Below are 24,771 nucleotides of genomic sequence, written 5' to 3' on the forward strand. Positions count from 1 at the left end.
TCAAGCACTGTGACAACAAGTCCCGATCTAGCGATGAAGTTTGTGGCGGTAGCACATTCAAGATTGATGCCAATGCAGCCAAACCGTACCACGCAGTACGTTCGCGGGCTGTACTGAACAGTACAGTACGTCGTGCGGACTTATCATGCGAACCGATGTCCTCGTCGCCGCATTACAGGATTCGTAGCGACTCGATGGCTCGGTCGAGGGGCATCGACGGATGCGCCCACTGGCAGACGCCGTTCTGCGGGGAAACCGGATTGGGGCGGTGGGCGGCTGTACGCTCGCGGATATGGTCCCGGGCCGCGACCGAACCGACGTGTGTCGTCGTGCACTATCAACTTTGTTGCGGTTGTGCGCCTCCGCATGACAGAAGCCGTCGCCCAAATGCTGTGCAAGTGAGAATTCTCGGAAAACGTACAATTGCGATAGCGGGATGCTGCTCCCTATCGTCAATTCTCCTGTCCGGTCATCGACAGCACATTGGCCGGGCCGGCAGGATGCGAACAGGTCGTAGCCGTAGACAGGCAGGGTTCGGGGGTTGATAGTTCCGGCTGGCGAGATCATCTCGACGCTTGCACGCCCGCGCCCGTCACTCCGGCAGACACGGATTCGGGTGACCAGTCAGCCCCAGGGCTGCGATCTGGCGCATGCCGTGCTCGAAACCGCACACCGCGATCGACGCGGGAGCCATCGACACGCGAATCCCATCGCTGACTGGCATCTCCATCCACCGCATCAGTATCGAGCGGGAAAAGTGACCGTGGCCGACGAACACGATATCGCGGGAGCCGATGTGCGACAGGGCCAGTGCGACGGCGCGGTCGGCGCGCACCGTTACGTCGGAGACGCTTTCCCCGCCGGGGCTGCCATGCGTCCACACCGTCCAGCCGGAAACGGTCTCGCGGATCTGCGGCGTGGTCAGCCCCTCGTAATCGCCGTAGTCCCACTCGGCGAGAAGGGGGGTGACCTTGCTGACTGTCAACCCCGCCAGCTCAGCGGTTACTAGCGCCCGACGTCTTGGGCTGCTAAGTACCAGCGGGTCCGTCAGCTGTAGAGCGGCGAGCGCTTCGGTGGCCAGCCGAGCCTGGTCTCGGCCGACGTCGGTGAGTTCGAGGTCGGTGGTCCCGGTGTGCCGCCCGTTGGCCGACCACTCGGTCTCGCCGTGGCGCAGTAGGAACAATCGGTGCCGTTCGATGGTCACGCCACGACTCCGGTGTGCGGTTCACTCGTACGCGCGAATTGGGCTTTCGTTACACGATGATGTCGTGTCAGCGGACCTCCGTCAGCGGGTCGTGACATGCGAGTGAGCAGCCGCCTCCGACATTTGTGCTCAGAGTGGCATGTTGCAGATGAACTAGCGGAACGTGATTCGAGTGCATCGTCGCTGCGTTGCGGATCTCGGTGACGACTAAGCCACGCATCGCGGTCGCTCCGTGAAGGCGCGGAACGTCCAGAGCCTGGGCGTCGACTACGTCGGTGTGTCGGAAATACTGGCCCGCGTCGATCGCGCCCCTTCACCGCCAAGTCGATATTCACCGTGCCGCCCCAGTGCGGTTCGACGAATCTCACTGAGGGTCTGGCATATTCAAACGCAGGCACGCATCAAAGTGTACTGCCCGGTACGGTTTGAGCAACATGAGGGCTATCTTTTACCCGAGCCTCGACCCATCGGCCGACCCAGGTGAGGTGCGGGGGTTGGTTTCTAGAATGTTTCGGTGGCCAGCAGGTATCTGCTGGGGGCGGACTCTAGCCGATTATGTTGCGCCACAACTCAGGCCAGTGATTCGGAGCAATCCATAGTCGCGTCGCGACCCTGCCGAGGTGGCCCGGCTGATGATCTAGTGCGTGGCCGCGCGTGCTGAGCGTGAAGAGGAACGTTTCATTACTATCTCAACCGCCGCCGGTTAACTCGGTTGAGTTGGCTACACGACGGCGGCACGCGCAGTGTAGGCGACCCCAGGATGAATCTGCTGATCAGTTGCGCACACGCGTATCAACCTGTGGGACCTTCACCGTCGGAACCAATTGGTTGATCCACGGGTTGTTGCTGCGGTCACGGCCGTAATAGTTCGAGTCTCTGTCGCGTCCACTGTTACCGACACCGCGATCGTCAGCCTGTGCTGGTCCAGCAAAACCGACCACGGCAGCGAACAGTGTGCCAGCAACGATGCCGACCAATCCGTTTACTATCTTCATTGAATCTCGTCTCTTCCCTTTATCAGCCGCACCGCGTCCTCGTGCTTTACGTCCGTACAGTCTGTCCCCGAAGGTTCCGTTCGCCTGAGTATTTCGTGTCGATTGCGCAGTCGAAGCCGCGCACGCGACGCATCTGCCGCCGCTAGGCCGGTGCCTCCCCCTCAATCGCCTCGGGAGAACCCAATGCGGGCGCATAAAGTCGCACGTGTAGCCGTTGGGTAGGTGATCAAGTGGCTCTGGTGCTCCGGCTCGGCTCTCAAAACGATCCGTCGTTTTGCGTCGGGTCGAACAAGATCGGGCGCCCCGATATCGGGGTCAGGCCGGCCGTCAGGGCCGGCCAGTCGTCGACGAGCGTCTGGCCCGGCAGCAACCGTGAGTCGCTGTCGCCGCGACGGTTACCGAATCCGCTTTCCATCAGGTGCTTCGCGTTCACGCCGGACCATGTGAACCGGACCGTCGTCGGGCAAGAAGGGGGTTCCATACCTGGTTGACCGACGGGTGTGGCGCAACGACGTGGCGGAGTGTCTCGATCGGCACTTTGGCGACGACAGCGAGTGTGGCCGCTTGGGCGAGTTCGGCGAACTCGGGTCCGACGAAGGTTGCGCCGAGCAGGGTATCGGTGTCGGCGTCGATGACCAGTTTCGCCCAGGCGTCGAAGCCGTCGCGGAAGATGGCGAGGTCGGGTACGGCTTCCGGGTAACGCGCGACGGTCGTCGTGACCGCGAAGCCGTCTGCGCGCGCTTGGTTTTCAGTGCGGCCCACTTCGACGACCTGGGGGTCGGTGTAGACGACCTGGGGAAGGTTGTGTGGGTCGCGTGCGATGAGTTCGTCGGCGCCGAGTTGGCGGCCTCGCGCGCGGGCGGCGATGATGTCGGCGACGACGACTGCGTGGTATTGCGACAGGTGCGATAAGAGTGCGCGCCCGGTGGTGTCGCCCATCGCGTACAGCCAGGTGTCGTCCACTCCGAGTGCGTGCAAATGGTCGTCCACGGCTACAAACTCCCCGGGACGCAACCCAACGGTTTCCAAGCCAAGGTCATCGGTGTTGACGATCCGTCCGGCGGCTACGACGATCTCGTCGACCTTGATGTCCTGGTCGCCGACGGTGGCACTGACGGTGCCGCCCGCTACGGGTCGGGTCACGCTCGAAAGCTGAGCTTGGAAGCGAAGGTCTACGCCTTTGCGCCGCAACGACTCGGTCACCATCTCGCTGGCGACGGTCTCGGAGTTGCGCAGCAAGGTGTCGCCGCGTGCGAGCAGGGTGACTTTGGAGCCCAGGCCGGCCAGTATGGTGGCGAACTCGACACCGACGACGCCGCCGCCGAGGATCAGGGTTCGTGGTGGCACGTGCGTCATGTTCGCGAGATCGCGGTTGGTCCAGGGGCGCGCCTCAGCGAGTCCCGGGACGTCCGGGATGGTGGGGCGGGTACCGGTGGCGAGCACGACCGCCTGACGCGCTCGGACGGTTTCCTCGCGGTTGTCGGGGTGGGTGACAGTGACCTCACGGGGGCCGCCGAGTCGGCCGTGGGCGTGGATTACCGTGAGGCCACTCTGCTGCAGCTCAGCGGTCACGCCCCCATCGTTGAGATGGTCGACGATGACATCGCGCTTGGCGAAGACGGCGGCGGCGTCGAGCTGGCCCAACCCCACGGCTTCCCGTACGCCGGGAACAGCCTTCGCCAGGGCCAGCACCTCGATCGGACGCAGAAGCGCCTTGGTCGGATTGCAAGCCCAGTAGTGGCACTCGCCGCCGATGAGGCGTTCCTCCACGAGTGCCACCTCGAGCCCTTCGGATACGAGGTATTGCGCCGCCGAGGAGCCGCCGGGGCCACCGCCGATGACCACTACGTCGAATTCTGAATCTTGAGTCATGTCAGCCTTTGTCTTCGTCTGCTCGTGCTTCAGCGGTATGAATGGACACTTCGGAACGCAGGGTGCGATGCACCGGGCATCGGTCGGCGATGGCGAGCAGCTTGGCGCGTTGGTCAGCGTCGAGCGGGCCGATGAGGGTGATGTCGCGTTCGATTCGGTCGATCATCCCCGTGGCGGTCTCGCATTCGGCGCAATCCTCGGCGTGGATGCGGGAGTGGTGCGAATCGACGACGATGCCTTCGAGCGGCCACTGCTTCCGATCGGCGTACATCCGCACCGTCATCGACGTACAGGCGCCGAGCGCGGCCAGGAGCAAGTCGTACGGCGTCGGGCCGGCGTCGTCGCCGACGGGGTGCGGTTCGTCTGCCGTCAGCCGATGCCGGCGCGCACTGATCTGCTGGGTGAGTCTGCCGGGTCCGCTCTCAGCGACTCGCACCGCATCCTCAGCCGCGTCATCGGCGTTCAGATCGGCGGTCGTCGTGTAAGCCGTTACGTACTTACTCGACCAGGCGGCAAGGACGTTCGCCGCGTAGTCAGCGTCAGCTCGATTGCCGAGAAGGTGATCGGCGCCGTCGAGCGCAATGAACGACTTCGGATGCCGCGCAGTGTCGAAGATGATCCGCGCGTTGTTCACAGACACCACTTCGTCGCTCGGGGAATGCATGACCAGCAGCGCGGCATCGAGAGCGGAGATCCGCTCGCACTGAGGTTGCATCGCGATGTCGTCGAGAAATTGGCGACGCACCTGAAACAGTCGACCCCCAAGCGACACCGTGGCTTCGCCCTCTTCGACGACGGGTGTCATGTCGCCCAGCAATCCGATGACGTGGAAGGGGTCAGCCGGTGCACCGATGGTGACGACTCCGCGAACGTCGGGGATCTGCGGTGCGGCTGCCAACACTGCCGCTCCGCCCAGCGAATGCCCGATCAGCACCGCTGGGGCACTGAACCGGTCTCGGAGATGTTCGGCGGCGCAGACCAAGTCCTCGACGTTGGAACTGAAGCTGGTCGCCGCGAAGTCGCCTTCGGACTCTCCCAAACCGGTGAAGTCGAATCGCAGTACCGCGATACCCTGACGCGCCAGCGCACGCGAGATCCGGCCTGCTGCAACGTTGTCCTTGCCGCAGGTGAAGCAGTGCGCGAACAGAGCCCAGGCTTTCGGGGCGCCGATCGGCATCTCTAGCTTGCCGGCTAACTCTCCGCTACTGCCACGGAAGACCATTTTGGTTGAGGTGCTCATGCGCCTCCCTAGGCATGCAACGATTGCGGATGAACTGTACTACACAGGACATTGTGCCTACAGTCCGCCGATACTTCGCCGGGGAGTAACCCTTGCCTGTTTCAGGATTGGGGCAACCGTACCTTTGTTATGTACTGGAGGGTACACCTTATGACGCTCACCCTCGCGTCGTATTCGGCTGGCTCGCTGGGTTGAGAAGGTCCACGTACGTCGGTGCCGTATTCCTTGGCCGAGTCCGGGTACTCGGCCCATACCTGGCTGACCTGATGGCACACTGCTGAAACACTTTTCGGTAGACCAGTATGGAGCCACTCCTCAAGCCTGCGGCGCCGGTCGGATCGTTAGTTGGCACGGGCTGTCAACAGTCGACCGATCAGCTCGGGGCCGCTGGGAAGGCGGTTCGACCGAGTTGTGTAACGGATGCCGCCCAGCCCGGCACTCACCTACGTCTGATCAATCGTGCGGCGCCCGTGGAGCCGAGCCGCCGTCACAGCTCCGTGGTTGGCGAGGTTCCGCATGAATGATGAATGGAGAGTTCCGATGAACGAATCATCGACCCCACCCGCCGCCAGCACGTCGGTCCCACCGCATCACCGGCACGTACGTGCGGCGATCGTCAATGCGGCCGCCTCGATGATGCACCACCGCGGCGTCGCCGCGACGTCGATCGGTGACGTCGCCGACGCCTCCGGTGCAGAGGCCAAAGAGCTTCACCGCCATTTTCGCGACAAAGCGGAACTCGTCCAAGCGGTCATAGACCGGGAACTCACCCTAGTCCTTGCCGGCCATGATGCCGCCGACGCGATCATGTCGTGGGACGGGCTCGAAACGTGGGCGTCACAGGTGGTGGACGCACAATCGGCTGAGGACGGTCCGTTCGCGTGTCCCCTCGGGACCTTGGCGACCGAATTGCGAAGCGCCCCGGAATACCGACCTGCGCTGGCTGCTGCATTCCGCACCTGGGAGGGACATCTGGCGGCCGGCCTCCGCCGGATTCAGCAGCGCGGCGAGCTCGACGCCGACGCCAATCCCGACCGCCTCGCCGCCAGCCTTCTCGCGGCCCTGCAGGGCGGATACCTATTGGCGTCAGTCCACGGCCGGATCGAGATCATGCGCGACGTGCTCGATGATGCGCTGGCGGCACTGCGGCGCTACCAGGTTTAAGCCGGCGTCTCGTCAACCGGGCCGCAGCGCGGCGTGTCAGCCCTTCGCCGCGACCGTCCGCCGCCGCGGTGTTGCTCTGCGACGCAAGGACTGTAATGCGTTCTCCACTGCGTCCTCGAAAACTGTTCCATCGGCGTGTATTTGGGCCATCATCAATCCGCCCTGTACGGCGGCGACCAGTGATTGGGCCAATCTCTCAGGATCTGATTGCCGTGCCAGCTGACCCCTCTCGCGCATGACTTCCAGGCCGCGCGCCAGCGGCTCCTCCCATCGCCGGAAGGCGGCGTCCAGGTGTGGAAGATATGCGGGATCGTTCTTCAATTCAGCGGCCATCGTCCCGAGCGGGCAGGCGAACGGCCCATCAAGGACACGATGGCTCTCCACCACCTGATCAGCCCACCGCTTCAGACCGGCCCAGGAGTTGGCGTGATGAATCGCCGGTTGGGCGGTCAAGATGAGTTCGACCTGGCGGTCGATGACCGCCCGAATGAGGTCGGCCCTGTCGTCGAAGTAGTGGTACAGCTGCGACTTACCGCAGCCCGCGGCCGCCAGAACGTCATCGAGGCTGGTCGACGCCACACCACTTTGACGCATCATGGTCGCGGCTGCGTCGACGATAGCTGCACGGCTGCGCAGCCCTCGCGGGGACAGCGACGGCTTTGGGCTCTCGCCCCTTGCCGCCTTCTCGGGCGCCCGCGTTGCTGCCATCTGTCCCACGATAGCGTCTCGGCCAGTCGGACTTCACTCGTCGAACGACAGCACCGGTCTGGAGTCCGTGTGAACTCGTCGCCGGTCCAGCGAGTGGTGCCATGCGATCGCTTCACAGCACGCTGTACTTAGCCGTACATTCGGATCGCACCACCTCGCCAGGGAGGCGGCGAGTCCGAAGCATATTCCGCAACCCGGTGCCTGTAACGAGTTGCGGGTGGCTCGACACACATCTGTATGACCCGGCCAGCCTCGTCCCTATTCATGACCATCAGGCATACGTCCCGACATATGCCAACTACTGTGCTGTGCACTGGCGACGTGGTGGCCAGGGCGCGACGACCGGGGCAGCCGTCGCTCACTCGCCGCCGACGAGGGGATGCTGACATGCAGGAACCGGTGGGCGCAGCATCTGGAGGAATTGTCAATACCTGTGGATCGGCTTGTTTCAGGCGACCTCCGTTCCAGTTGATTCGGTCGGTGCCGAGTCCGCCGACGGGGTGATGTCGGTGGGTCGCTCGAGCAGTTTGCCTTTGTGGAAGATCGCGCCGGCCCGGACCAGAGCGACCAGGTGCGGTGCGTTGACGGCTCGCCAGCGGGCTTGCGCGGCGTCGATCAGCTTGTAAGCCATGGCCATTCCGGCGACGCGTGAACCCGGCCCCTTGGTCACCTTGGTCCTCAAACGTACCGTGGCAAACGTTGATTCGATCGGGTTGGTAGTGCGCAGATGGACCCAGTGCTCGGCCGGGTACTTATAGAACTCCAGCAGCACATCGGCGTCATCGACGATCTTGGCGACCGCCTTGGGGTACTTGGCGCCGTAGTCCACCTCGAACGCCTTGATCGCCACCTGCGCGTGGTCGATATCCTCGGCGTTGTAGATCTCCCGCATCGCCGCGATCGCCCCCGGATGAGCCGACTTTGGCAGGCAGGCAAGAACATTGGCCTGCTTGTGAAACCAGCACCGCTGCTCGCCGGTGGCCGGGAACACCTCACGCACGGCCTTCCAGAACCCCAGGGCCCCATCGCCGACGGCCAGCACCGGTGCGGTCATCCCGCGACGTCGGCACGACCGCAACAGATCAGCCCACGACTCGGCCGACTCCCGGTACCCGTCGGTGAGCGCGACCAGCTCCTTGCGGCCGTCAGCGCGCACACCGATCATCACCAGCAAACAGAGCTTCTCCTGCTCCAGGCGCACCTTGAGATGGATGCCGTCGACCCACAGGTAGACGTAGTCGGTGCCCGACAGATCACGGGCCTCGAAGGCCTTGGCCTCGTCCTGCCACTGCGTGGTGAGTCGGGTGATCGTCGTGGCCGACAAGCCGGCACCCGAGCCCAGGAACTGCTCCAACGCCGGACCGAAATCACTGGTCGACAAGCCATGCAGATACAGCAACGGCAACACCTCGGTCATCTGCGGCGACTTGCGCACCCACGCCGGCAGGATCGCCGAGGAAAACCGTTGCCGCTCACCAGTGTCCGGGTCAACACGTTTGTCATTGACCCGCGGCGCGGTCACACTCACCGCGCCCGCCGCGGTGAGCACCTCGCGCTCGCGGTGATAGCCATTGCGCACCACCAGCCGGTGCCCGTTCTCATCAAGCTCACCGGCATGAGCCTCGATGTAGGCGGCGACCTCAGCCCGCAACGCTGCGGCCAGCATCTGGCGGGCACCGTCGCGGACAATCTCATCGAGCAACGACCGCGACGAGCCAGCATCCTCGTTGGATGAATCCGCATCGTGAACTACCGTGAGCATGGGCGTACCTTCCCGAACCAGCGCGCCAACGCCGGCTCTTGATCAGACCTTCGACATTCAGATCATCCTCGGGAAGGTGCGCCCTTTCCTACGCCGCCTCGCCGAGGCTCATCCACAGGTTCTGATCATTGCTCCAGCATCTTTGGCCGACCAACTGCGCAACGGCGATCCGGAAGCCTTCAGCAAGCTGCTCGACCTCTACGGGTCGTCGATGCAACGGGTAGCGCGCGGATACGTGTCCAGCCGCGAGCTGGCCGAGGACGTCGTACAGGAGACGTGGATCGCAGTCTTCAGGGGCATCGACAAATTCGAGGGCCGAGCGTCGCTACGGACGTGGATCTTCACCATCCTGATCAACGTCGCCAAGAAGCACGGCCTGGCTGAGCGCCGTCACACCGACACCGCCGTGCGCGTCATGACCGGCGGCACCGTTGACCCGGACCGATTCCGCGACGCCGGCGATCCCCTGCCCGGTCACTGGAAGGAACCACCCGCCCCGTTCCCGGACACGCCCGAGGGATCGCTGCTCAGCGGGGAACTCACACGAGTCGCGACCGCGGCTCTGCGCCAGTTGCCGACGCGCCAGCGTGAGGTGGTCACTCTGCGGGACGTACAGGGGTTCACTTCCGAGGAGGTATGCCAGATGTTGGACATCAGCGCCGTCAACCAGAGGGTCCTGTTGCACCGCGGCAGAGCCGTAGTCCGCCAGGAGCTGGAAAACTACCTTGGGACGATGGCATGAACACCGACGAGATCATCTGCGAACAACTCGTCGAACTGGTGACCGACTACCTCGATGGTGTGCTCGATCCCGTCGTCGCCGCTCGGTTCGACGTACACCTAATGGAATGTGACGGCTGCACCAACTACCTCGAACAGTTCCGGTCGACGATCAGCACCCTGGGGCGCATTCCGCCCGATCAATTCGACGAGAGCTTCCGAGAACGCCTGCTCGACACGTTCCGCGGATGGACGGCTTCCCCCGGGGACGAACACGACCGTCTGCAACCCGACACGTGACCGCTTAGATTCTGCTCGCCGCTGCGAACGTTCAGTGCCCGGTATGATGGTGGTTTCTTCTCGTCGTTCGAGGAGCCCGATCTCGTGACGCGACGGAACTGCGGCCTCGCGCGGAAGTGCTCTCACCGCCGCTGCAATGGGGCGCACAAGACCAGCACGAGCAAGATGCGGTCGTTTCCGTTCTGAATCGACGCATTGCAGCCCACGAAGATGGCGAAGGCGACCGCGGCGTCGATTGGTCGCCGCCGGCCGACGCCACTTCACATGAGATAGACGAGAATCGCTGCCGTTGGTCGCGATCCGCGATGCCGCCGTAAATGTGGTCACTCCACGTTCTGTGCCGAATTCGCTAGTAGCTAACGGACCTGATTTCAGATCTCTCGCCGGCAACGCGTCCGGAGACGCCGGGGAGTCTTTCACACGTTGTCACGGGCCGGGATGCGGACGGTCATCGCCTTCGCGACTTGGCTCCACGGGCGGGCAGCGACCGCCCGTGAGGCTATCGCTTGCACGGACGCCCGGCAGTTCTGTTTCCTTCGCACCCCGTGCCAGCAGCAGGACGGCCAGTCGTGGAAAGGCGATGACTGACAACAACCCCGCGGCGACTAACGCTGCGTAGTTGGCCGGTTGCATCAGGCCCAGTTCCACGCCGATCCCCCCGGCCACCACCGGAATGCTCAGCGAGGTGGCCTGCAGCAGACCTACGGCCACAACGTCGCGGCGATGGCCGAGCAGCGGACGGTAGAAGATGGCCGGTAAGGCTCGCACGACCAGAAGGGCGACGAGGAAGACAGGGATCTTGGCCAAGGACGAAACCTGGTCAACGAGGGCCCGAACGTCGAGTGACACCCCGGTGGCGACGAAGAAGAACGGGATGAAGACACCAAATCCGACCGCATGCAGCTTGGTATAGAACTGGGTGTGGGTCATGTCGTCATCGCGATCGAGCAGAGTCAACGCCGCCCCGGCGAGGAACGCCCCCAGGATTGACTCGAGGCCGAACGCCGTTGCGAGAGAGGCGAAGACCAATAGCAGCGCGACGGTTCCGCGGACTCGAATCTCGGCGGTGGTGTCCTGCAGGTCGAGTAGCGTCTTGCAGACGGTGTGGGCACGCTCCAGGCCGAGAACGACGACGATGACGGCACCGGTGAAGCCGAGAAACGCCGCCAGCAGCGTCAGCTTAACCCCCAACCCTGCCGACGTGTCTTCGGAGAACAACAGGGAGAGAAGAATAATGGGCACGATCTCGGCAATCGACGCACCGGCCACGATGACTTGCCCTGCCCGGGTCTCGACGATTCCCGCGTCCTTCAGGACCGGAAGGATGATGCCGAGTCCGGTTGCCGAGAGGATCACGGCCATCAGCACCGGCGACCGAGCGAGACCCAAAATTCCCAGGCCTGCACCCACGGCCACCGCGAGGACGAACGACACCACGAAGGCGCCCGAGGCGCGCCGCAGCACAGGCCCTCTCAGCTGGCGGACGTCGATCTCCAGCCCGGCGAGCAACAGGAGGAAACTCAAACCGATCGTCGACAACACCTGGAGCGCGGCGTCCATGTGCACCCAGCCCAGCATCTGTGGACCGACGATGACGCCGAGAAGAATCTCAAGCACGATCGCTGGCAAAGGCAATCGGAGCAACCTGACGCTGAGCGGCGACACCAACGCGACGACCGAGACGAGCGCTACCGCAGTCAACGAGACGATGAGGGATCCTCTCTGGCTGTTCCATGCGTAATGAGCCGACGACTGCGCATGTTGAGTCAGGGCTAGTTAAGATGCTCAGCTCATCGTCTTGGCTTCCGCGTGCAGTCGATTGGTAGAAGTCAGCTGACTCAGATAGTCGATCACTGTACCGCAGCGTACAGTTCTTCGGAACGCCTCCGCCATACGTACCCGTTCAGCAGTCAAGGCTCGATGGTGCGTCGGTGGTGGTCTGATCGCTAACATCCAGCGAAAGGTTATAGCGTGTCAGCACAGGACCGAAACAGTATTCGAGCGCGCTATCTCAGTGTTGAAACTCCCAACGTCAGCGACGTACTCGATGAGTTCGGATTTCCAGGCCAGGCTTTGTCAGCCGACTTTGCGCCTCGTTCAGGCTCGCAGCTAGCAGGCTGGGCTTTTACGATCAGCGGCGATTCCGTTGCTGGCGGCCCGCCTACCGACTTGGCAAAGGTGCAGGCTTGCAGCGAGGTACAGGACGGAGACATAACCGTTTGGGCCGGAAACGGAAATGGTGCTTGTTTTTTCGGGGAACTCATAGCCTTGGGCCTGCAGGGGCTGGGCTGTCGAGGCGCTTTGATCGACGGCGGTGTGCGTGATCTCGCATGGCTCGAACAGGCCGGCTTCGCGACGTTTTCCACCTACCGCACGCCGGTTCAGTCGATCGGTCGGTGGCAGGTGCAGAGTTGGGCTCAATCTGTCTTGCTACCTGGCGCAACTTGTCGCACTGTCGAGGTCGGTCCCGGAGATTTTATCCTCGGCGACATTGATGGCGTCGTGGTAGTGCCAGCGGCACACGTTTTGCCTGTCCTTGAACGCGCCGAGGCGGTGACCCTTCGGGAGCGGGGAATCCGGCAGGGCCTCAAAGATGGCATGTCTCTTCAGGAAGCGATCGCCCGTTACGGCGCAATCTGAAAAGTCCTAAACGATTACACCGGTATGGGCCTTTCGTAACTGTGGTGTTCGCCCCGAGTCTTGTCCCGACTGACATAGTGGAGCGGCCGCGCGGGTGACTCTCTCTTTCGCCGCCGGATGACGGGAATCCCTTGCCAGAACGCCTGTCTGCGCCGCGGACGATGCAGGTCGAATGGTCGCATGGCCTACCGAAGTGAAGTAACCCGGAAGCAGGCGCGGGCCGCCAAAGTGGGCGAACGCCGACGAGCCTTGTGCCGTAGAGGGTGTGGCGGCCAATCGAATCTGGACACTTTTGGTAGGCGTATCCGACGTTCGGCTCAACACCGGGCGCCCCCTTCCCGCGCGCCGTTCGTAAGCGTCCAGGTTGGTAGGTCAGCGTCGACGGCTCTTCTTGACCCTCTATGCGTTGCGAGATAAGTACCGCCTGCTGCAAGGGGAGAACATCCGCTTCATCAGCACCGATGTGCTCGTCCACTGTCACAACAAGATGATCGTCGTCGACGGTAAGCGCGTCTTGGTTAGCTCGCAGAACTGGTCGGACTCGGCCGTCACCAAGAACCGTGAGGCAGGGCTGTGGATCGCGCAAGCCAAGGTGGCGAAGTACTTCCAGGGGATCTTCGAAACCGATTGGAACGTCGCGTTCCAGGCGTTACCCTGAGCGACCCGACGAGACGTCGTGACGCCGCAGTCCATCAGTGGCGGAGGCTTTGTCAAAGTCCAGCCGGCCGACTATCAGGAGGTATGAGCCAAAGGGCCGCGTCAGCTCCGCGTACCGGGTGAGGTGGTAGTCGGAGTCGCACGCCAACCCGAAGCACTCGCCTCTACACACCGTTGTTCATCACCTTCAGCCTCGTCGAAGCCACCTTCTTCATCAACGTCGCGTTCATGGCCCTGTTCGTGGAATCCATGCCGCCGCGGCGGGTGTCGATGCCGATCACGCACCCGGTGTCGGTGAGCCATCGACGACTACGAGTACCTCATCGCTCACCTGTCTGAGATCGTCGCCCACGCCGAGGAGCAGCTACGTCATGGCTAGACAAAGGTCACTGCTTAGAACGGTCTCGGTCAGCACGGCGGGTCGCAGACACTCCTGCCGCTCCGACGACTCCCACGTCCTGCTCAACGGCGACACCATGCTCGTCGTCAAGGTCGACCGCGACAAGTTCCACTACTGCACCCAGTGCGCGCTGCTGTTCATCGACACCGCCCGCCGGACGCTCAACACTCTGGCAGAGCAACTCGGCGAAGGACCCGCTCAGCGCCCCTCACCCGACCCGTCGCGACCAGCGCCCCAGCAGGACAACGGTGTCATGGTCATCGAGGGCGCCCCGCGGCGCCGCGGGATCCGAGGAGACCCTGGATCATCAGCGTGCCTCACGGTGTGCGCAGGGGCGATCGCGTGGTCAGTTGCGCAGCCACGGACGGGACGCCGCGGTGTTCGTGACCGCCTACACCACCGAGGGCACCGCGACCCAGCGTGACCTACTCGACGCAATCACCGTGCAGGTGCTCCCGGATTGGGGCGGCCGCCTCGGGCGCACCATGACCGTCAAAGTCATCGAGGACATCCGGATCCACGACTGACCGCCGATTTCCCGGGCCATCCCGCCGCCCCTGGCCCCGATCTATGCCGCACTTTGGGGCACATAAAGTGCGACATAGGTCGGTGAGGTGGCGTTTTGCCAAGCAACGTGCGGCATGGACGTGGCCGGGTGTACGGGACGTGAGACTCGACCGTGGGTCCGCTCAGGGGTCCAAGTCATGGCGGGCGGTGATGGTGAGGCGGTACGGGTCGGGGCGGCCGGTGATGAGCCAGTGAGCGTCGACGTCGAGGACCTCGGCGAGACGGACGAGTTCGACGGAGGAGAAGGGTCGGCGGTCGCGCACCGATTCGGAGAGTTCCTCGTCGGTCAAGCCGATCTGCGCGGCGACCTGGGCTTGGGTGCGGGTGTCCGCGGTGATGCTGTCGGCGACGCGTTGCGCGATGCCTTCCTGGCCCTTCATGGTTACGACGCTACGGGGAGCTGCGATCTCCACAACTCCCCGTAGCACGTGACGATCAGCTGGCCAGGTCGTGCACCGGCTGGGTGACCAACCTGTCGATCAGGTCGACGAGGACCGCACCGATGTCGAGCAGAGCGTCGGTGTGGCCGGTGAGCATCGCCACGACGCACACCCCCAGCCAGGCCAGGACGATGACCACCAATGTGGCCAGCACACGGTTGAGCGCGGTCAGCAGACGAGAAGACATGCTTCCCCCTCACAGGGGTTGAAGAGCAAGACGACCGTGGTCGTCTCCGCCGCGGCCCGACTGGCCCGGTAACTCTTCCCGCTTGCTGGAGGGCGTTTCACAGGTGCGAACCACGTATGGGCTGCTCAGAGCGGTGATCAATACCGCATTGACTTGTATGCCCAATAGGCACACAATGGGTGGATGGCTATCAAGACCGAACGTTTCGCGGTGCGCCTGACTGCTGAGCAGGACGCGCTGATTCGTCGTGCTGCGGAGGTGGAGGGGACCGATCTGACCAACTTCACGGTGACCGCGACGCTGGCTCACGCCCGTGACGTGCTCGCCGATCGCCGGCTGTTCATGCTCGACGCTCCGGCCTGGTCGGAGTTTGTCTCGGTGCTGGACCGGCCGGTGTCGCACAAGCCGCGGCTGGAGAAGCTGTTCGCGGAGCCCTCGATCTTCGACGAGTGAGCGGCTACAGCGCGCCGCGGCCGATCACCGGCGGCGATGAGGTCGCCGACTTCGACAGCGGCGAGCCCAGCCTGGACGACTACCTGCGCGGGCGGGCGCTGGCCAACCACGTCGAGGGCGCCTCACGGTGCTTCGTCACCTGCTGCGAGGGCCGCGTGGTCGGGTTCTACGCGCTGGCCTCAGCGGCGGTGGAGCGTGCGGATACGCCGGGACGGGTGCGCCGCAACATGCCCGACCCGGTGCCGGTGATCCTGTTGTCGCGGCTGGCGATCGACGCCAAGCACCAGAGCCAGGGCCTCGGTGCGCAGCTGCTGCGCGACGCGATCACCCGCGCCGTGGCGGCCGCGGAGATCATCGGCGTGCGGGCGCTGCTGGTGCACGCCCTGCATGAGCAGGCCCGCGCGTTCTACGCCCACTTCGACCTCGAGCCCTCACCGACCGACCCGCTGCACCTGCTGCTGCTGATCAAAGACGCCCGCGCCCTGCTCGACCCGCAGAGGTGACCGCCGATGCCCGACGACGCGGATGCACCCCACCCCGGCCAATGGCGTTCAGGTGCCACATTCCGGGAGCTTCTCGACCACATGAACGAGTTCTGGCAGACCCCCGAGGGCCAGCGGCTCCAAGCTGCCCAGCAGGCCGAGGAGGCCGACCTGCAGGCGTGGCTGGCTGATCAGCCGGGTGTCGTGGTGCACGACCACGGCGGCTACGCACCCGAGCAGTGGAACGGCGTGGTCGACGGGCACAGCTTCTACTTCCGTGAGCGCGACACCGAGTGGGACATCGAGATCGATCTCCGCCCGAGTGGGTCCATGCGGGTCGCGGACGGCACCCACGACGTCGGCACCACCCGCTACCGGCAGCACGAGGTCATCGAGGGCGACGTCATCGCCACCGGCACGATCGCGGCCCCGGGCTATGGCGCCAATCCGCGGGAGCGCGCGGCGTTCATCGTCACCACCATCCGGGATCATCTGCGGCGCAAGCGGGTCGCCGAGATCGCCAGGATGGTTGCCGAACGCTCGGCGGAACTCAATCACCGACTCTCCTAGGGACTTCCAGCATGGACTACGCCTACCGGGTTGAATGGTCGCCCGAGGACAACGAATTCGTCGGGCTCGTCGCCGAGTTCCCCTCGCTGTCCTGGCTGGCTCCCACCTCCGTCGAGGCGATGCAGGGCATTGTCGGCGTCGTCGAGCAGGTTGCGGCGGAGATGGCCGATGCCCGCGACGTCGAGCGCGGCGGGGGGATCTGATGGCGGACGTCACATGGGACCCAGAGCTGGTCGGGTCGTCGGCCTTCCACAAGCTCACGCATGGGTTCGCGATCCGAGACCGGCTGCGTGACGTGCTCGCCGAGCAACAGGCGATCGAGCGGCGGTACCGCCGGCGCGACAACAGCAGTGAGTACACCTCGCGCACGGTCTGGGCGGAGTGGGTGTTGGAGTCAGAATCTCAATTACACCGAGTCGGTCCTGCTCATGGGGGACTTCATCCACAATCTGCGCGCCGCGCTGGATCACGCCGTGTGGGCGATCACCCCGGCCCACATCCAACAGACCAGACCGACCGAGGTGGCGTTTCCGCTGCACTCGACCGAGAAGCGTTACACCGCGTGGGCGAAGAAGCGCGAGGACTGGTACGGGCCAACGGTTTTCGAGTCGTTCAGAAGCAATCAGCCGTTCAACGCGGTCGGCACCGGGAAGCTGCATCCGCTGCACATCTTGCAGTTCCTGTCCAACACCGACAAGCACCAGCTGCTCAACATCGTGGCCAACAACCAGGTCGACCTGGGCGGTGTCAGCATTGTTCCGGAGCCCCCCGGCGGGGTGGTCTCCACCGTCAACCAGGGGGTCGTCGCGAAGGGATTGGTACTGGCCCGGGTCGAGTTCGCCAGGCCCAAGGGTCCGGGCAAGACGTCGATCACGCTGCGACCAGTCTTCGCGTTCGAACAGGTCTTCCGGTACGTCAACCAAGACGGCGCCGAGAACTGGTTGGTCGTCGGCGACGCGATGAACGAGATCGGACCCGATGTTGTCGAGGCCGTCACATATCTACTTTCGGCGCATAAACGCGACTGTGAGAACACATGACGAAAAGGGATGGAGCCGAGGAGTGAACCTCTACCAACTACGGGACCTGATCGAGAACTCCAGCGCAGCCGAGTGGGTGAAGGTCGAACCCGCAGGGCCGACCTACCGCTACCGGTTCGAAGTATCAACTGATCGCGATGGCGGCGAACAGATCTCCGTGGAGAGCCACCGAGTGGTCTCGGAGGTCTTGTGCAGAGGCGACCCGCGAAACGACCCCCCGGGTGCTCCCCGGGGGTCGTTGGCGTTGATGGGCGCGGTGCATCCGGCTCGACACGGTGATCGCCCGTGAATGTGAACCGGGCGCGAACGAACCAGGGGAAACTGTCGTCACCAAGACATGACGATCACGACGACGGCGGGTTCTACGACCATGATGCCGGACCCAGATGACGGTATCGACCCTTCACGCGCTCACGGGTGTGGATCACTACGAGGTGCTGTTGCATTCCGACGACGAGATGGCCAAGCCCGGAGCGGTACCCGCGGCTGCTGAACATGTCGGGAGCGTTCATGTTCCGCGCCGTGGTCCGACCCGACACCCCGATCAGCCCCCGAGCACGTCACCATCCAGATGAACGCCGCTGGCAGCGACGCCAGGCTGCGGATCGTGGCCTATATCGGTGGCAGGCTGTGGACGAGCTGCTGCCAGCGGTCACCGAATTCGGGGTCGGCCATGCCGAGCACTGGGATTATCTGCGAGACAACTAATTTCGAGAAGAATTCGAAGCTCGGCGTGTAGTCCCGACCTAGCAGGCCGATGATGGCGTTGGCGTGGTACTCGGCTATGACCATGCCCGGATGGTCTTCTAAGTCGCGGTCGTCACTGACGATGGCCTCTGCTAATGGCTGTGCGATCAACTGCACCCACCGCCGCGGGACCGTCTCCACCTCGAACAAGTTCGGGTACCGGAATAGTTCCTCAACCACGCGGTAGACCGCAATCGCCACCCGGTAATCCGGGGAAGAAAGCTCCCGCTCGATGTCCCTCGCAATTTGTCGGCGTACACGACGCATCGACCGATCTAGAACCTCGCCCAACAGCTCGGCAACCCCGTGCTCGAACTGGTAGTAAAAGGCGGTCGAGCTGACCCCGGCCTCCTTGCAGATCGATGCGACGGTGATCTGCTGCTGAGCCCGCCGCGGCGCGGTGACATGGTGCATAGCGCTCTCGAACAGCCGGGCTTGCGTCCGGCGATTCTTGGTCTGCGCCGCCTTCTGCCGCGCTATGGCAGACCGATCAAGCGTTCGCTGCTCGCTCATAGATCCTAAGGATAGCGCGCCAACGCGCGCCAAACGCTGTAGACCCCCACTCGGTATACCCTCCCACTGGGCGTTGACGCCAAGTGGGGTATATGCCATATTGAGGTGGGTCGGCACGACGACAAATGGAGAACACGATGAACATGTTGGCGTACCGAAGGAGAGACATACCGATGAAAACCCTGATCAATCGGGGCGCAAGGAAACGCCCGGCAACGGCCCTGCTTGCTGGCTTGTGGGGGTTGGGGAGCGTTCTGGGTCTTGCGACCGCCGGTCCTGCACACGCGCAGGATTACATCGACCTAACTCAGGTTTGCAAAAACCAATACAATCAACCGGCCGCGGTGGTCCAGCAAGTGGACGGCAACAACGACGCGTACTCCTACGAGTGCGTTCTTCCGTACCTGGACAGTTACAGCGCTGGTGCCAACGTCGATAGGGGCGGTCCCGGTGTCTCGGCCGGCATCAACTTTGGAGGCGGTCAGCGGCTCGGGGGTCTCGATGTCCAAGGCTGGTGCAACAAGTACATGGCCGGCCTTCCTGCTACGGCCTGGGAGGGGTCGAACCAGTGGACATGCGGAGACGGCTCAGTGTCCTTCTAGGCTTCGATTCACGCTTAGGAGTTGTCCTCACGACGGCGCTGGTGGGTCAAATGACCACCAGCGCCGTTCGTTTTCTTCGTTTTGTCCTGCGATGACTTCCCAAGAGCACCTCCGAACGGGCTGACCGAGCAGCACAACGTCTGCCGATAGGCCGTCGACCAAGGACCGCCTGGGCCAGCCTGGCGGTGCCCAAACTCGCCGCGAAGACCGCCGTGGCGTTTTGCAAGAAGAGTGGCCGCGCGGTCGACCCCCGTGTCGCCAAGCTCGCGGACTCCTAGGAACGCTCCGATTCGTCGTCGCGGGCCCGATGATCTACGGACCGCTGCTCGGCGTAGCGCTGCACGTCTTTGGCGATGAGCGGGTCGTTGACGAGCTGATCGATCCGCGCGTTGGCACTGCGGAAACGCATCCGATCATCCATTAGACCCGTCTCTTTCAAATCCTGGTGGCCACCCGAGCATCCTGACCGTGAGGCACCTAGCACGACTAGCTCTGCTAGCTAGCATCCTCGATCGGTCCAGCTCGACAGCGATCTCCCGCCCCAGTCTTGCCCTCGGCCCCGAGTCTAGATCGGTGTGGGTTTGTCCGTGGAGGGCGACCGTGTGGGTCCAGCGTTGCCCGTCCCACCACCGGTGGTGGAAGCGGGAGGTGGGATCGGGGTACCAACCCGGCCCGGGTAGTGGGGTGGGTTGCTGCGGGATGGTCGCAGGTGGGGTCATGAAGATGTCGTTGGGTAGGTCGGTGATGTGGTAGCCCATGTGGACGATTTGTGAGAGCGCGGCCTGTTCTGTCAGGGAGTTCTGATCGGTCATTGCGGCGGCGGCGAAGCTGCGGACGTCGATGAATGTGTGGTCGCCGCTTGGCCCGGTTCGTTCGCTGAACACGACCATCCACCGGTAGCCGCGGTCATACAGGTCGGCGGCATCGGGGCCGGCTTCAGCTAGTGAGAAGACGCGAGTGGGGCAGTACTCGTCTATCGCTTCGACGTAGTGCTGGTACCAGCACTACGCGAGGCATGAGTTCAGGGTGTTGACCGTCTCTCGGGATGGCGACCACGCGGTGGTCATTCGTCATTGAGCTTGTCGATGTGACTGTTGGTGTGGTCGCCGGGTTGATCTTGGTCGTGTGCACCATCAGTGTGACGAGGAATTGATGGGTCGCGCGGCACCCCGCTGAAGTCTTGGCGGGCTCGCAGGGTGCCGCGCTGTAGTGCACGGAGGCACTGATGGTGACGGTAGAGGCTGATCTGGTCTGCGTCGAGTCCCGGCTGGCGGCGGGCCTGATCAGATGCCCGGCGTGCTCGCAGGGCGTGCTGGGTGGTTGGGGATTCGCCCGCTCTCGCCGCGTGGTGGGTCTGGCCGGTGCTGTGCGGCCGCGGCGGGCGCGGTGCCGGTCGTGTTTGGTGACGCACGTGTTGTTGCCGGTCACGGTGCTGCTGCGCAGAGCGTATGCAGCCGAACAGATTTGGATGTCGCTGTTGGTGCGGGCCGCGGGGGTCGGGCATCGCCGGATCGCTGCCCGGCTCAACATTCCGGCGACCACGGTACGGGGCTGGCTACGCCGGGCCGGCGGCCGATTGGAGGCGATCCGGGGATGGTTCCTTGTGGTGGCGGTCCAGACCGGGATCGACGTGGCGATCCCCGACGGCCGGTGCTGTGGCTGGGGTGACGTGGTGGCGGCGGTCGAGGCCGCAGTCGCGGCGCTCGGGCAGCGGTTCGGGCCGGTCGGGTTGGTGGGCGCGGTGACGCCTGCGCAGGTGATGGTCGCGGTCACCGGCGGCCGACTGCTGGCACCGGACTGGCCGACGATGCGGTAGCCGCCGGTGCGCAACACCAGTTGCCCCTGATGCGCCACGCGGTGATCGGTGATCCTCGCGAAGGCACCTGCCCGACAGACGGTTTCGGGCGGGGCCTTCGAATGTGAGGAGAACACCGCAGTGTCGTTGGAAGAACACAAACGCCGGGAGCGGGCCCAGGCGATCGGCTTGTTCCGCTATCAGTTGATCTGCCCCGCCTTGGATGCCGGGTTGTCGACCAAACAGCGTGGCCGGCTGGTCCGTGAGATCGCCGAACGCCACCATGTGGATCCGTTCGGTTCCCGGGTACAGATCGCACGACCGACCCTGGACCGCTGGATCCGGCGCTACCGGGCCGGCGGGTTCGAAGCCCTGGTGCCCGAACCGCGGCGGCTGGCCACCCGCACCGACATCCAGGTGCTGGAGCTGGCGGCCTCGTTGAAGCGGGAGAACCCTGCACGCACCGCGGCGCAGGTGGCCCGGATCCTGCGCACTGCGACCGGGTGGGCGCCCTCGGAATCCACTTTGTTGCGTCATTTCCACCGCTGCGAACTGATGGGTCCGGCAGCCGGTGTGAGCACCGAGGTGTTCGGCCGGTTCGAAGCCGCTGACCCCAACGAGCTGTGGGTCGGCGACGCCCTGCACGGGCCGCGGGTCGGAGACCGCAAAACCTACCTGTTCGCCTTCCTCGACGACCATTCTCGGTTGGTGGTCGGGCACCGGTTCGGGTTCGCCGAGGACACCGTGCGCCTGGCCGCCGCCCTCAAACCGGCGCTGGCTGCCCGCGGCGTGCCGACCTCGGTCTATGTCGACAACGGCTCGGCGTTCGTCGACGCGTGGCTGTTGCGGGCGTGCGCGAAACTCGGTGTTCGACTGGTGCATTCCGCGCCCGGCCGGCCGCAAGGACGGGGCAAGGTCGAACGGTTCTTCAGGACGGTGCGTGAGCAGTTCCTCGTCGAGGTCACCGACACCACCACCGAGGACCTCACGGCCGCCGGGGTCGACCACACCGCGGCATTGTTGGAACTCAACCGACTGTTCATGGCCTGGGTGGAAACCGAATACCACCGCCGCACCCACAGCGAGACCGACCAGTCACCGCTGGCCCGGTGGGAGAGCGGCTGGGACCGGCTCGGTCATGCCCCGGCGTTGCCGACCGCGGCGGATCTGACCGAGGCGTTCTTGTGGTCGGAGTTTCGGGTGGTGACCAAGACCGCCACCGTCTCCCTGCACGCCAACACCTACCGGGTCGACCCCGCCCTGGCCGGGCGCCGGGTGGAGTTGGTGTTCTCCCCGTTCGACCTCGAGACGATCGAGGTCCGCCACGGCGACCGCAGTTACGGCCAGGCCATAGCCCACACGATCACCCGCCATGCCCACCCCAAAGCCCGACCCGAGACCGTCGAGACCCCGCCGGTGACGACGGGAATCGACTACCTGGCGTTGACCGCCGCTGCCCACCACGACCAACTGCGCGACGACGAACGCATCGGTTACCACGCCCTCTACGGACCCGACACGGACAGCGAGCGGGCTCCCGGGCAGCTCTCGATCACTGACCTCACCAACATCGATGGCGAGTTCGAGGATGGGGTGTCGGCGTGAGTATTCAACGACTGCAATCACATTGGGGATTCACCCGGATGCCGTTCGGACGTGACCTGGCCCCCTCGATGCTGCACCGCCACCCCGGCCACAGCGAAGCGATCGCCCGGATCGGCTGGTGTGTGGACCAATGCGCCATCGGGGTCATCACCGGTGAAGTCGGCGCCGGCAAAACCGTAGCCATCCGCGCCGCAGCCACCTCCCTGGACCCCGCCCGCCACGTCATCATCTACCTGGCCAACCCCACCATCGGAGTGCGCGGCATGCTCACCCACATCGTGGCCACCCTCGGGCACACCCCGGCGTTTCACACCGCCCGACTGGCCCCCCAGGCCGCCGACGCACTGGCCGCCGAACACGCCGAACGCGGCCGAAACCCCGTGCTCGTCGTCGATGAGGCCCACCTGCTCGACAATCATCAGCTCGAAGCGATCCGCCTTTTGACCAACCACGACATGGACTCCGGATCACCGTTCGCCGCCGTGCTCGTCGGGCAACCCACCCTGCGGCACCGACTGCGCCTGGGCGTGCTGGCCGCGCTGGATCAGCGCATCGCGGTGCGCTACACCCTGCCCGGGATGAGTCCGGCCGACACCGCCGACTACATCGCCCATCACACCAAGATCGCCGGCCGCTCCGATGCGCTGTTCGCCGACGACGCGATCACGCTGATCCACAACGCCTCCCGCGGGCACCCCCGCGCAGTCAACAACCTCGCCCTGCACGCCCTGACCGCCGCGTTCGCCGCCGGGCATTCCATCGTCGGGGAGAAAGCCGCACGCATCGCCATCAGCGAAACAGCAACCGACTGAACCAAATCCACGTCACCACGGCGACGACCACGCCACCGCGACAAGGATCCCGTCACCGAGATCACCAACGCCCCGCTCGCCACAAGCGAGCGGGGCGTTCTCATCAATGCATCATCATCAACGCCGATGACGCCGACATCTTCATCGTCAGCGACGGCCAACAGTTCAGGGGAGCCTGTGGCGTGCAGCTCGGACGCGCTGATGAGGCCGGCTCTGTACAGCTCGCGCTTGGTTAGGTAGTCGATGTCGTCATTTGGGCCGGCGGCGGGCCACCTCGGCGACGATTCTTCGACGCTTGGCTTCTGACTCAGCTGCTCTGCGCGCGAAGTAGTGAGGGTCGGCGGGGTCAGTCATGGGGTCCTGTAGACCTGTGACAAAGAATCTTGGTCGAAATCGTCTCACGGTGGGGTTGTCCGCAACCGCAGCCCAATCTCCAAGCGCCTCAATCATATCCGCGACACCGCGGCCAGCTTCTTCGAAGACGGCTAGCGCGCCGGCGGGTGCGGCACCGTCTCGCCGGAGGCGGGCAGCACGGTGGCGGCAGCGGGCGGTGTGGGTGAGTTGTCGGCGATGACGGTGACGGCGAACGTGCCGAGCAGTAGTACTCCGAGGGCTTGGGTGAGGAGTGCGAGGACCAGGAATCGGAATTTGGTGGTGTTGCCGGCTCGGAGGGTGCGAATGGCGTTGATGTTGAGCTTGGCTGTTTCGTTCCGGGCGTCGATGGGGTGGTAGCCCCATAGTTCGGCGCTGAGCATGCGGGTCATGTCGGTGGTGCTGGCGATCCGGAATTTGCTTGCGGTGGCCCCGGCGAGGATGCCGAAGATGGCTGCGGTGAGCAGACACACCAGGGCGCCGCCCAGGAGCCACACCGTCCAGGCTGCGAGGCCGACGGTGTAGTGCTCACCTCTGATCACCGCGATGACGGCCAGGGAGATGGTGACCAGGGCTGTGGCGCTGGTGATGGAGGCCGCGGAGCGGGTGTTGATGGTGTCGCGGCGGGTGTATTCGCGGTCGAGTTCTTTGCCGATGAATTCGACCCATTCGCGACCCTGGTCGGGGTCGGGCGGATCATCCGCTGCGGGTGGCTGGGGGTCAGTCACTCTGGTCGCCGCGGACGACGGTTCGCACGACGTCGAGTGCGGCCGTCCTCAGCGACGCAGGGTCTTCGCTGCGGGTGGTCAGCTCGGTTTCCCACACGATGGGTGTAGGTGGGGGCCGGCCCGGTGGCGGTGGTGGGGGTGGAGTCTCAGGTGGGGCCTGCTGGTCATCAGCCATCCCGAGCCTCGCTTTCATGAC

General features: G+C 64.3%; 28 protein-coding genes and 2 pseudogenes. 16 read left to right on the forward strand and 14 right to left on the reverse strand.

The window, feature by feature from the left end; genetic code table 11:
* Positions 1-592: 592 nt before the first annotated feature.
* The 5 genes from ACZ5IQ_RS10880 to ACZ5IQ_RS10900 form a co-directional block, all read right to left on the reverse strand.
* The gene (locus tag ACZ5IQ_RS10880; protein ID WP_464481240.1) at positions 593-1,204 is read right to left on the reverse strand and encodes an acid phosphatase; all 612 of its coding nucleotides are present in this window, start codon (positions 1,202-1,204) and stop codon (positions 593-595) included.
* Between the two features lie 773 nt (positions 1,205-1,977).
* Positions 1,978-2,199, reverse strand: a complete 222-nt coding sequence (locus ACZ5IQ_RS10885) for a hypothetical protein (RefSeq protein ID WP_464481241.1) — start codon at positions 2,197-2,199, stop codon at positions 1,978-1,980.
* A 256-nt stretch (positions 2,200-2,455) separates the two neighbouring features.
* Complete coding sequence (locus tag ACZ5IQ_RS10890; RefSeq protein WP_464481242.1) at positions 2,456-2,632, reverse strand: hypothetical protein; 177 nt, start codon at positions 2,630-2,632, stop codon at positions 2,456-2,458.
* Positions 2,629-4,071: a dihydrolipoyl dehydrogenase family protein gene (locus tag ACZ5IQ_RS10895; RefSeq protein ID WP_464481243.1), complete on the reverse strand. Its 1,443-nt coding sequence runs from the start codon at positions 4,069-4,071 to the stop codon at positions 2,629-2,631. The genes ACZ5IQ_RS10890 and ACZ5IQ_RS10895 overlap by 4 nt, the downstream gene beginning before the upstream one ends.
* A gap of 1 nt (position 4,072) precedes the next feature.
* The gene (locus ACZ5IQ_RS10900) at positions 4,073-5,311 is read right to left on the reverse strand and encodes a bifunctional alpha/beta hydrolase/OsmC family protein (protein ID WP_464481244.1); all 1,239 of its coding nucleotides are present in this window, start codon (positions 5,309-5,311) and stop codon (positions 4,073-4,075) included.
* Positions 5,312-5,851: 540 nt separating this feature from the next.
* Here ACZ5IQ_RS10900 and ACZ5IQ_RS10905 point away from each other — a divergent pair.
* The gene (locus ACZ5IQ_RS10905) at positions 5,852-6,475 is read left to right on the forward strand and encodes a TetR/AcrR family transcriptional regulator (RefSeq protein WP_464481245.1); all 624 of its coding nucleotides are present in this window, start codon (positions 5,852-5,854) and stop codon (positions 6,473-6,475) included.
* 36 nt (positions 6,476-6,511) lie between these two features.
* Here ACZ5IQ_RS10905 and ACZ5IQ_RS10910 read toward each other — a convergent pair whose 3' ends face one another.
* Entirely contained in the window at positions 6,512-7,183 is a 672-nt protein-coding gene (locus tag ACZ5IQ_RS10910) for a TetR/AcrR family transcriptional regulator (RefSeq protein ID WP_070943288.1), read from the reverse strand.
* A 448-nt stretch (positions 7,184-7,631) separates the two neighbouring features.
* A complete protein-coding gene (locus ACZ5IQ_RS10915) occupies positions 7,632-8,945 on the reverse strand; it encodes an IS256 family transposase (protein WP_052536990.1) in 1,314 nt (437 codons plus the stop codon).
* A 76-nt stretch (positions 8,946-9,021) separates the two neighbouring features.
* Between ACZ5IQ_RS10915 and ACZ5IQ_RS10920 the strand changes: the two genes are divergently transcribed.
* Both ACZ5IQ_RS10920 and ACZ5IQ_RS10925 read left to right on the forward strand, forming a co-directional pair.
* Positions 9,022-9,687, forward strand: a complete 666-nt coding sequence (locus ACZ5IQ_RS10920) for an RNA polymerase sigma factor (protein ID WP_464481246.1) — start codon at positions 9,022-9,024, stop codon at positions 9,685-9,687.
* Positions 9,684-9,965, forward strand: coding sequence for an anti-sigma factor family protein (locus tag ACZ5IQ_RS10925; RefSeq protein WP_198530388.1), 282 nt, complete (start codon positions 9,684-9,686; stop codon positions 9,963-9,965). Before ACZ5IQ_RS10920 ends, ACZ5IQ_RS10925 begins: the two co-directional genes overlap by 4 nt.
* A 426-nt stretch (positions 9,966-10,391) precedes the next feature.
* Here the strand turns inward: ACZ5IQ_RS10925 and ACZ5IQ_RS10930 are convergent, their stop codons facing one another.
* Positions 10,392-11,666 (reverse strand): cation:proton antiporter, encoded by a 1,275-nt coding sequence (locus tag ACZ5IQ_RS10930; protein ID WP_464481247.1) that lies wholly within the window; start codon positions 11,664-11,666, stop codon positions 10,392-10,394.
* Positions 11,667-11,936: 270 nt separating this feature from the next.
* Between ACZ5IQ_RS10930 and ACZ5IQ_RS10935 the strand changes: the two genes are divergently transcribed.
* The 4 genes and pseudogenes from ACZ5IQ_RS10935 (at position 11,937) to ACZ5IQ_RS10950 (ending at position 14,189) form a co-directional block, all read left to right on the forward strand.
* The gene (locus ACZ5IQ_RS10935; RefSeq protein ID WP_464481248.1) at positions 11,937-12,605 is read left to right on the forward strand and encodes an RraA family protein; all 669 of its coding nucleotides are present in this window, start codon (positions 11,937-11,939) and stop codon (positions 12,603-12,605) included.
* Positions 12,606-12,996: 391 nt separating this feature from the next.
* Positions 12,997-13,263, forward strand: coding sequence for a phospholipase D-like domain-containing protein (locus ACZ5IQ_RS10940; protein WP_464481249.1), 267 nt, complete (start codon positions 12,997-12,999; stop codon positions 13,261-13,263).
* A gap of 158 nt (positions 13,264-13,421) precedes the next feature.
* A pseudogene (locus ACZ5IQ_RS10945) lies at positions 13,422-13,517 on the forward strand (ATP synthase subunit c family protein); the annotation flags it as partial.
* Positions 13,518-14,012: 495 nt separating this feature from the next.
* Positions 14,013-14,189: a hypothetical protein gene (locus tag ACZ5IQ_RS10950; RefSeq protein WP_464481250.1), complete on the forward strand. Its 177-nt coding sequence runs from the start codon at positions 14,013-14,015 to the stop codon at positions 14,187-14,189.
* A 162-nt stretch (positions 14,190-14,351) separates the two neighbouring features.
* On the opposite strand, the gene ACZ5IQ_RS10955 is transcribed toward ACZ5IQ_RS10950, so the two are convergent.
* Entirely contained in the window at positions 14,352-14,609 is a 258-nt protein-coding gene (locus ACZ5IQ_RS10955; protein WP_057963637.1) for a helix-turn-helix domain-containing protein, read from the reverse strand.
* 55 nt (positions 14,610-14,664) lie between these two features.
* Positions 14,665-14,856: a hypothetical protein gene (locus ACZ5IQ_RS10960; protein ID WP_464481251.1), complete on the reverse strand. Its 192-nt coding sequence runs from the start codon at positions 14,854-14,856 to the stop codon at positions 14,665-14,667.
* 145 nt (positions 14,857-15,001) lie between these two features.
* On the opposite strand from ACZ5IQ_RS10960, the pseudogene ACZ5IQ_RS10965 reads away from it, so the two are divergent.
* From ACZ5IQ_RS10965 to ACZ5IQ_RS10985, 5 genes and pseudogenes are all read left to right on the forward strand, one after another.
* A pseudogene (locus ACZ5IQ_RS10965) lies at positions 15,002-15,309 on the forward strand (type II toxin-antitoxin system TacA family antitoxin); the annotation flags it as partial.
* A complete protein-coding gene (locus ACZ5IQ_RS10970; protein WP_464481252.1) occupies positions 15,306-15,812 on the forward strand; it encodes a GNAT family N-acetyltransferase in 507 nt (168 codons plus the stop codon). The pseudogene ACZ5IQ_RS10965 and the gene ACZ5IQ_RS10970, both read left to right, overlap by 4 nt.
* 6 nt (positions 15,813-15,818) lie before the next feature.
* A complete protein-coding gene (locus tag ACZ5IQ_RS10975) occupies positions 15,819-16,361 on the forward strand; it encodes a hypothetical protein (protein ID WP_057963633.1) in 543 nt (180 codons plus the stop codon).
* 11 nt (positions 16,362-16,372) lie between these two features.
* On the forward strand, positions 16,373-16,564 hold the full coding sequence (locus tag ACZ5IQ_RS10980; RefSeq protein ID WP_057963632.1) for a hypothetical protein: 192 nt from the start codon (positions 16,373-16,375) through the stop codon (positions 16,562-16,564).
* 225 nt (positions 16,565-16,789) lie between these two features.
* Positions 16,790-17,401: a hypothetical protein gene (locus tag ACZ5IQ_RS10985; RefSeq protein ID WP_464481253.1), complete on the forward strand. Its 612-nt coding sequence runs from the start codon at positions 16,790-16,792 to the stop codon at positions 17,399-17,401.
* Between the two features lie 612 nt (positions 17,402-18,013).
* Here the strand turns inward: ACZ5IQ_RS10985 and ACZ5IQ_RS10990 are convergent.
* Positions 18,014-18,661 (reverse strand): TetR/AcrR family transcriptional regulator, encoded by a 648-nt coding sequence (locus ACZ5IQ_RS10990; RefSeq protein ID WP_057963629.1) that lies wholly within the window; start codon positions 18,659-18,661, stop codon positions 18,014-18,016.
* A 173-nt stretch (positions 18,662-18,834) separates the two neighbouring features.
* Here ACZ5IQ_RS10990 and ACZ5IQ_RS10995 point away from each other — a divergent pair, with 173 nt between their 5' ends.
* Positions 18,835-19,263: a hypothetical protein gene (locus tag ACZ5IQ_RS10995; RefSeq protein WP_464481254.1), complete on the forward strand. Its 429-nt coding sequence runs from the start codon at positions 18,835-18,837 to the stop codon at positions 19,261-19,263.
* Between the two features lie 274 nt (positions 19,264-19,537).
* On the opposite strand, the gene ACZ5IQ_RS11000 is transcribed toward ACZ5IQ_RS10995, so the two are convergent.
* Both ACZ5IQ_RS11000 and ACZ5IQ_RS11005 read right to left on the reverse strand, forming a co-directional pair.
* Positions 19,538-19,672: a hypothetical protein gene (locus ACZ5IQ_RS11000; RefSeq protein WP_267888691.1), complete on the reverse strand. Its 135-nt coding sequence runs from the start codon at positions 19,670-19,672 to the stop codon at positions 19,538-19,540.
* Positions 19,673-19,676: 4 nt separating this feature from the next.
* Positions 19,677-20,153, reverse strand: coding sequence for a DUF2510 domain-containing protein (locus ACZ5IQ_RS11005; protein ID WP_464481255.1), 477 nt, complete (start codon positions 20,151-20,153; stop codon positions 19,677-19,679).
* A 335-nt stretch (positions 20,154-20,488) separates the two neighbouring features.
* On the opposite strand from ACZ5IQ_RS11005, the gene ACZ5IQ_RS11010 reads away from it, so the two are divergent.
* From ACZ5IQ_RS11010 to ACZ5IQ_RS11020, 3 genes are all read left to right on the forward strand, one after another.
* Positions 20,489-21,079: a hypothetical protein gene (locus ACZ5IQ_RS11010; RefSeq protein WP_052568745.1), complete on the forward strand. Its 591-nt coding sequence runs from the start codon at positions 20,489-20,491 to the stop codon at positions 21,077-21,079.
* A gap of 120 nt (positions 21,080-21,199) precedes the next feature.
* The gene (locus ACZ5IQ_RS11015; RefSeq protein WP_260973669.1) at positions 21,200-22,663 is read left to right on the forward strand and encodes a DDE-type integrase/transposase/recombinase; all 1,464 of its coding nucleotides are present in this window, start codon (positions 21,200-21,202) and stop codon (positions 22,661-22,663) included.
* Positions 22,664-22,701: 38 nt separating this feature from the next.
* The gene (locus ACZ5IQ_RS11020; protein WP_235660736.1) at positions 22,702-23,475 is read left to right on the forward strand and encodes an ExeA family protein; all 774 of its coding nucleotides are present in this window, start codon (positions 22,702-22,704) and stop codon (positions 23,473-23,475) included.
* A 485-nt stretch (positions 23,476-23,960) separates the two neighbouring features.
* Here the strand turns inward: ACZ5IQ_RS11020 and ACZ5IQ_RS11025 are convergent, their stop codons facing one another.
* Positions 23,961-24,575: a hypothetical protein gene (locus ACZ5IQ_RS11025; RefSeq protein WP_464481256.1), complete on the reverse strand. Its 615-nt coding sequence runs from the start codon at positions 24,573-24,575 to the stop codon at positions 23,961-23,963.
* Between the last annotated feature and the right edge of the window lie 196 nt (positions 24,576-24,771).

It is taken from the genome of Mycobacterium toneyamaense, from assembly GCF_055384815.1.

Bases quoted from the DNA above. Each gene is read 5' to 3' on its own strand.
- ACZ5IQ_RS11005 (WP_464481255.1), bottom strand. From the start codon at position 20,153: ATGGTCGTGTTCAGCGAACGAACCGGGCCAAGCGGCGACCACACATTC.
- ACZ5IQ_RS10895 (WP_464481243.1), bottom strand. From the start codon at position 4,071: ATGACTCAAGATTCAGAATTCGACGTAGTGGTCATCGGCGGTGGCCCC.
- ACZ5IQ_RS10980 (WP_057963632.1), top strand. From the start codon at position 16,373: ATGGACTACGCCTACCGGGTTGAATGGTCGCCCGAGGACAACGAATTC.
- ACZ5IQ_RS10975 (WP_057963633.1), top strand. From the start codon at position 15,819: ATGCCCGACGACGCGGATGCACCCCACCCCGGCCAATGGCGTTCAGGT.
- ACZ5IQ_RS11010 (WP_052568745.1), top strand. From the start codon at position 20,489: ATGGTGACGGTAGAGGCTGATCTGGTCTGCGTCGAGTCCCGGCTGGCG.
- ACZ5IQ_RS10915 (WP_052536990.1), bottom strand. From the start codon at position 8,945: ATGCTCACGGTAGTTCACGATGCGGATTCATCCAACGAGGATGCTGGC.
- ACZ5IQ_RS11000 (WP_267888691.1), bottom strand. From the start codon at position 19,672: ATGCGTTTCCGCAGTGCCAACGCGCGGATCGATCAGCTCGTCAACGAC.
- ACZ5IQ_RS10995 (WP_464481254.1), top strand. From the start codon at position 18,835: ATGAAAACCCTGATCAATCGGGGCGCAAGGAAACGCCCGGCAACGGCC.
- ACZ5IQ_RS10955 (WP_057963637.1), bottom strand. From the start codon at position 14,609: ATGAAGGGCCAGGAAGGCATCGCGCAACGCGTCGCCGACAGCATCACC.
- ACZ5IQ_RS10910 (WP_070943288.1), bottom strand. From the start codon at position 7,183: ATGGCAGCAACGCGGGCGCCCGAGAAGGCGGCAAGGGGCGAGAGCCCA.
- ACZ5IQ_RS10905 (WP_464481245.1), top strand. From the start codon at position 5,852: ATGAACGAATCATCGACCCCACCCGCCGCCAGCACGTCGGTCCCACCG.
- ACZ5IQ_RS10900 (WP_464481244.1), bottom strand. From the start codon at position 5,311: ATGAGCACCTCAACCAAAATGGTCTTCCGTGGCAGTAGCGGAGAGTTA.
- ACZ5IQ_RS11020 (WP_235660736.1), top strand. From the start codon at position 22,702: ATGCCGTTCGGACGTGACCTGGCCCCCTCGATGCTGCACCGCCACCCC.
- ACZ5IQ_RS10885 (WP_464481241.1), bottom strand. From the start codon at position 2,199: ATGAAGATAGTAAACGGATTGGTCGGCATCGTTGCTGGCACACTGTTC.
- ACZ5IQ_RS10925 (WP_198530388.1), top strand. From the start codon at position 9,684: ATGAACACCGACGAGATCATCTGCGAACAACTCGTCGAACTGGTGACC.
- ACZ5IQ_RS10990 (WP_057963629.1), bottom strand. From the start codon at position 18,661: ATGAGCGAGCAGCGAACGCTTGATCGGTCTGCCATAGCGCGGCAGAAG.
- ACZ5IQ_RS10985 (WP_464481253.1), top strand. From the start codon at position 16,790: ATGGGGGACTTCATCCACAATCTGCGCGCCGCGCTGGATCACGCCGTG.
- ACZ5IQ_RS10960 (WP_464481251.1), bottom strand. From the start codon at position 14,856: ATGTCTTCTCGTCTGCTGACCGCGCTCAACCGTGTGCTGGCCACATTG.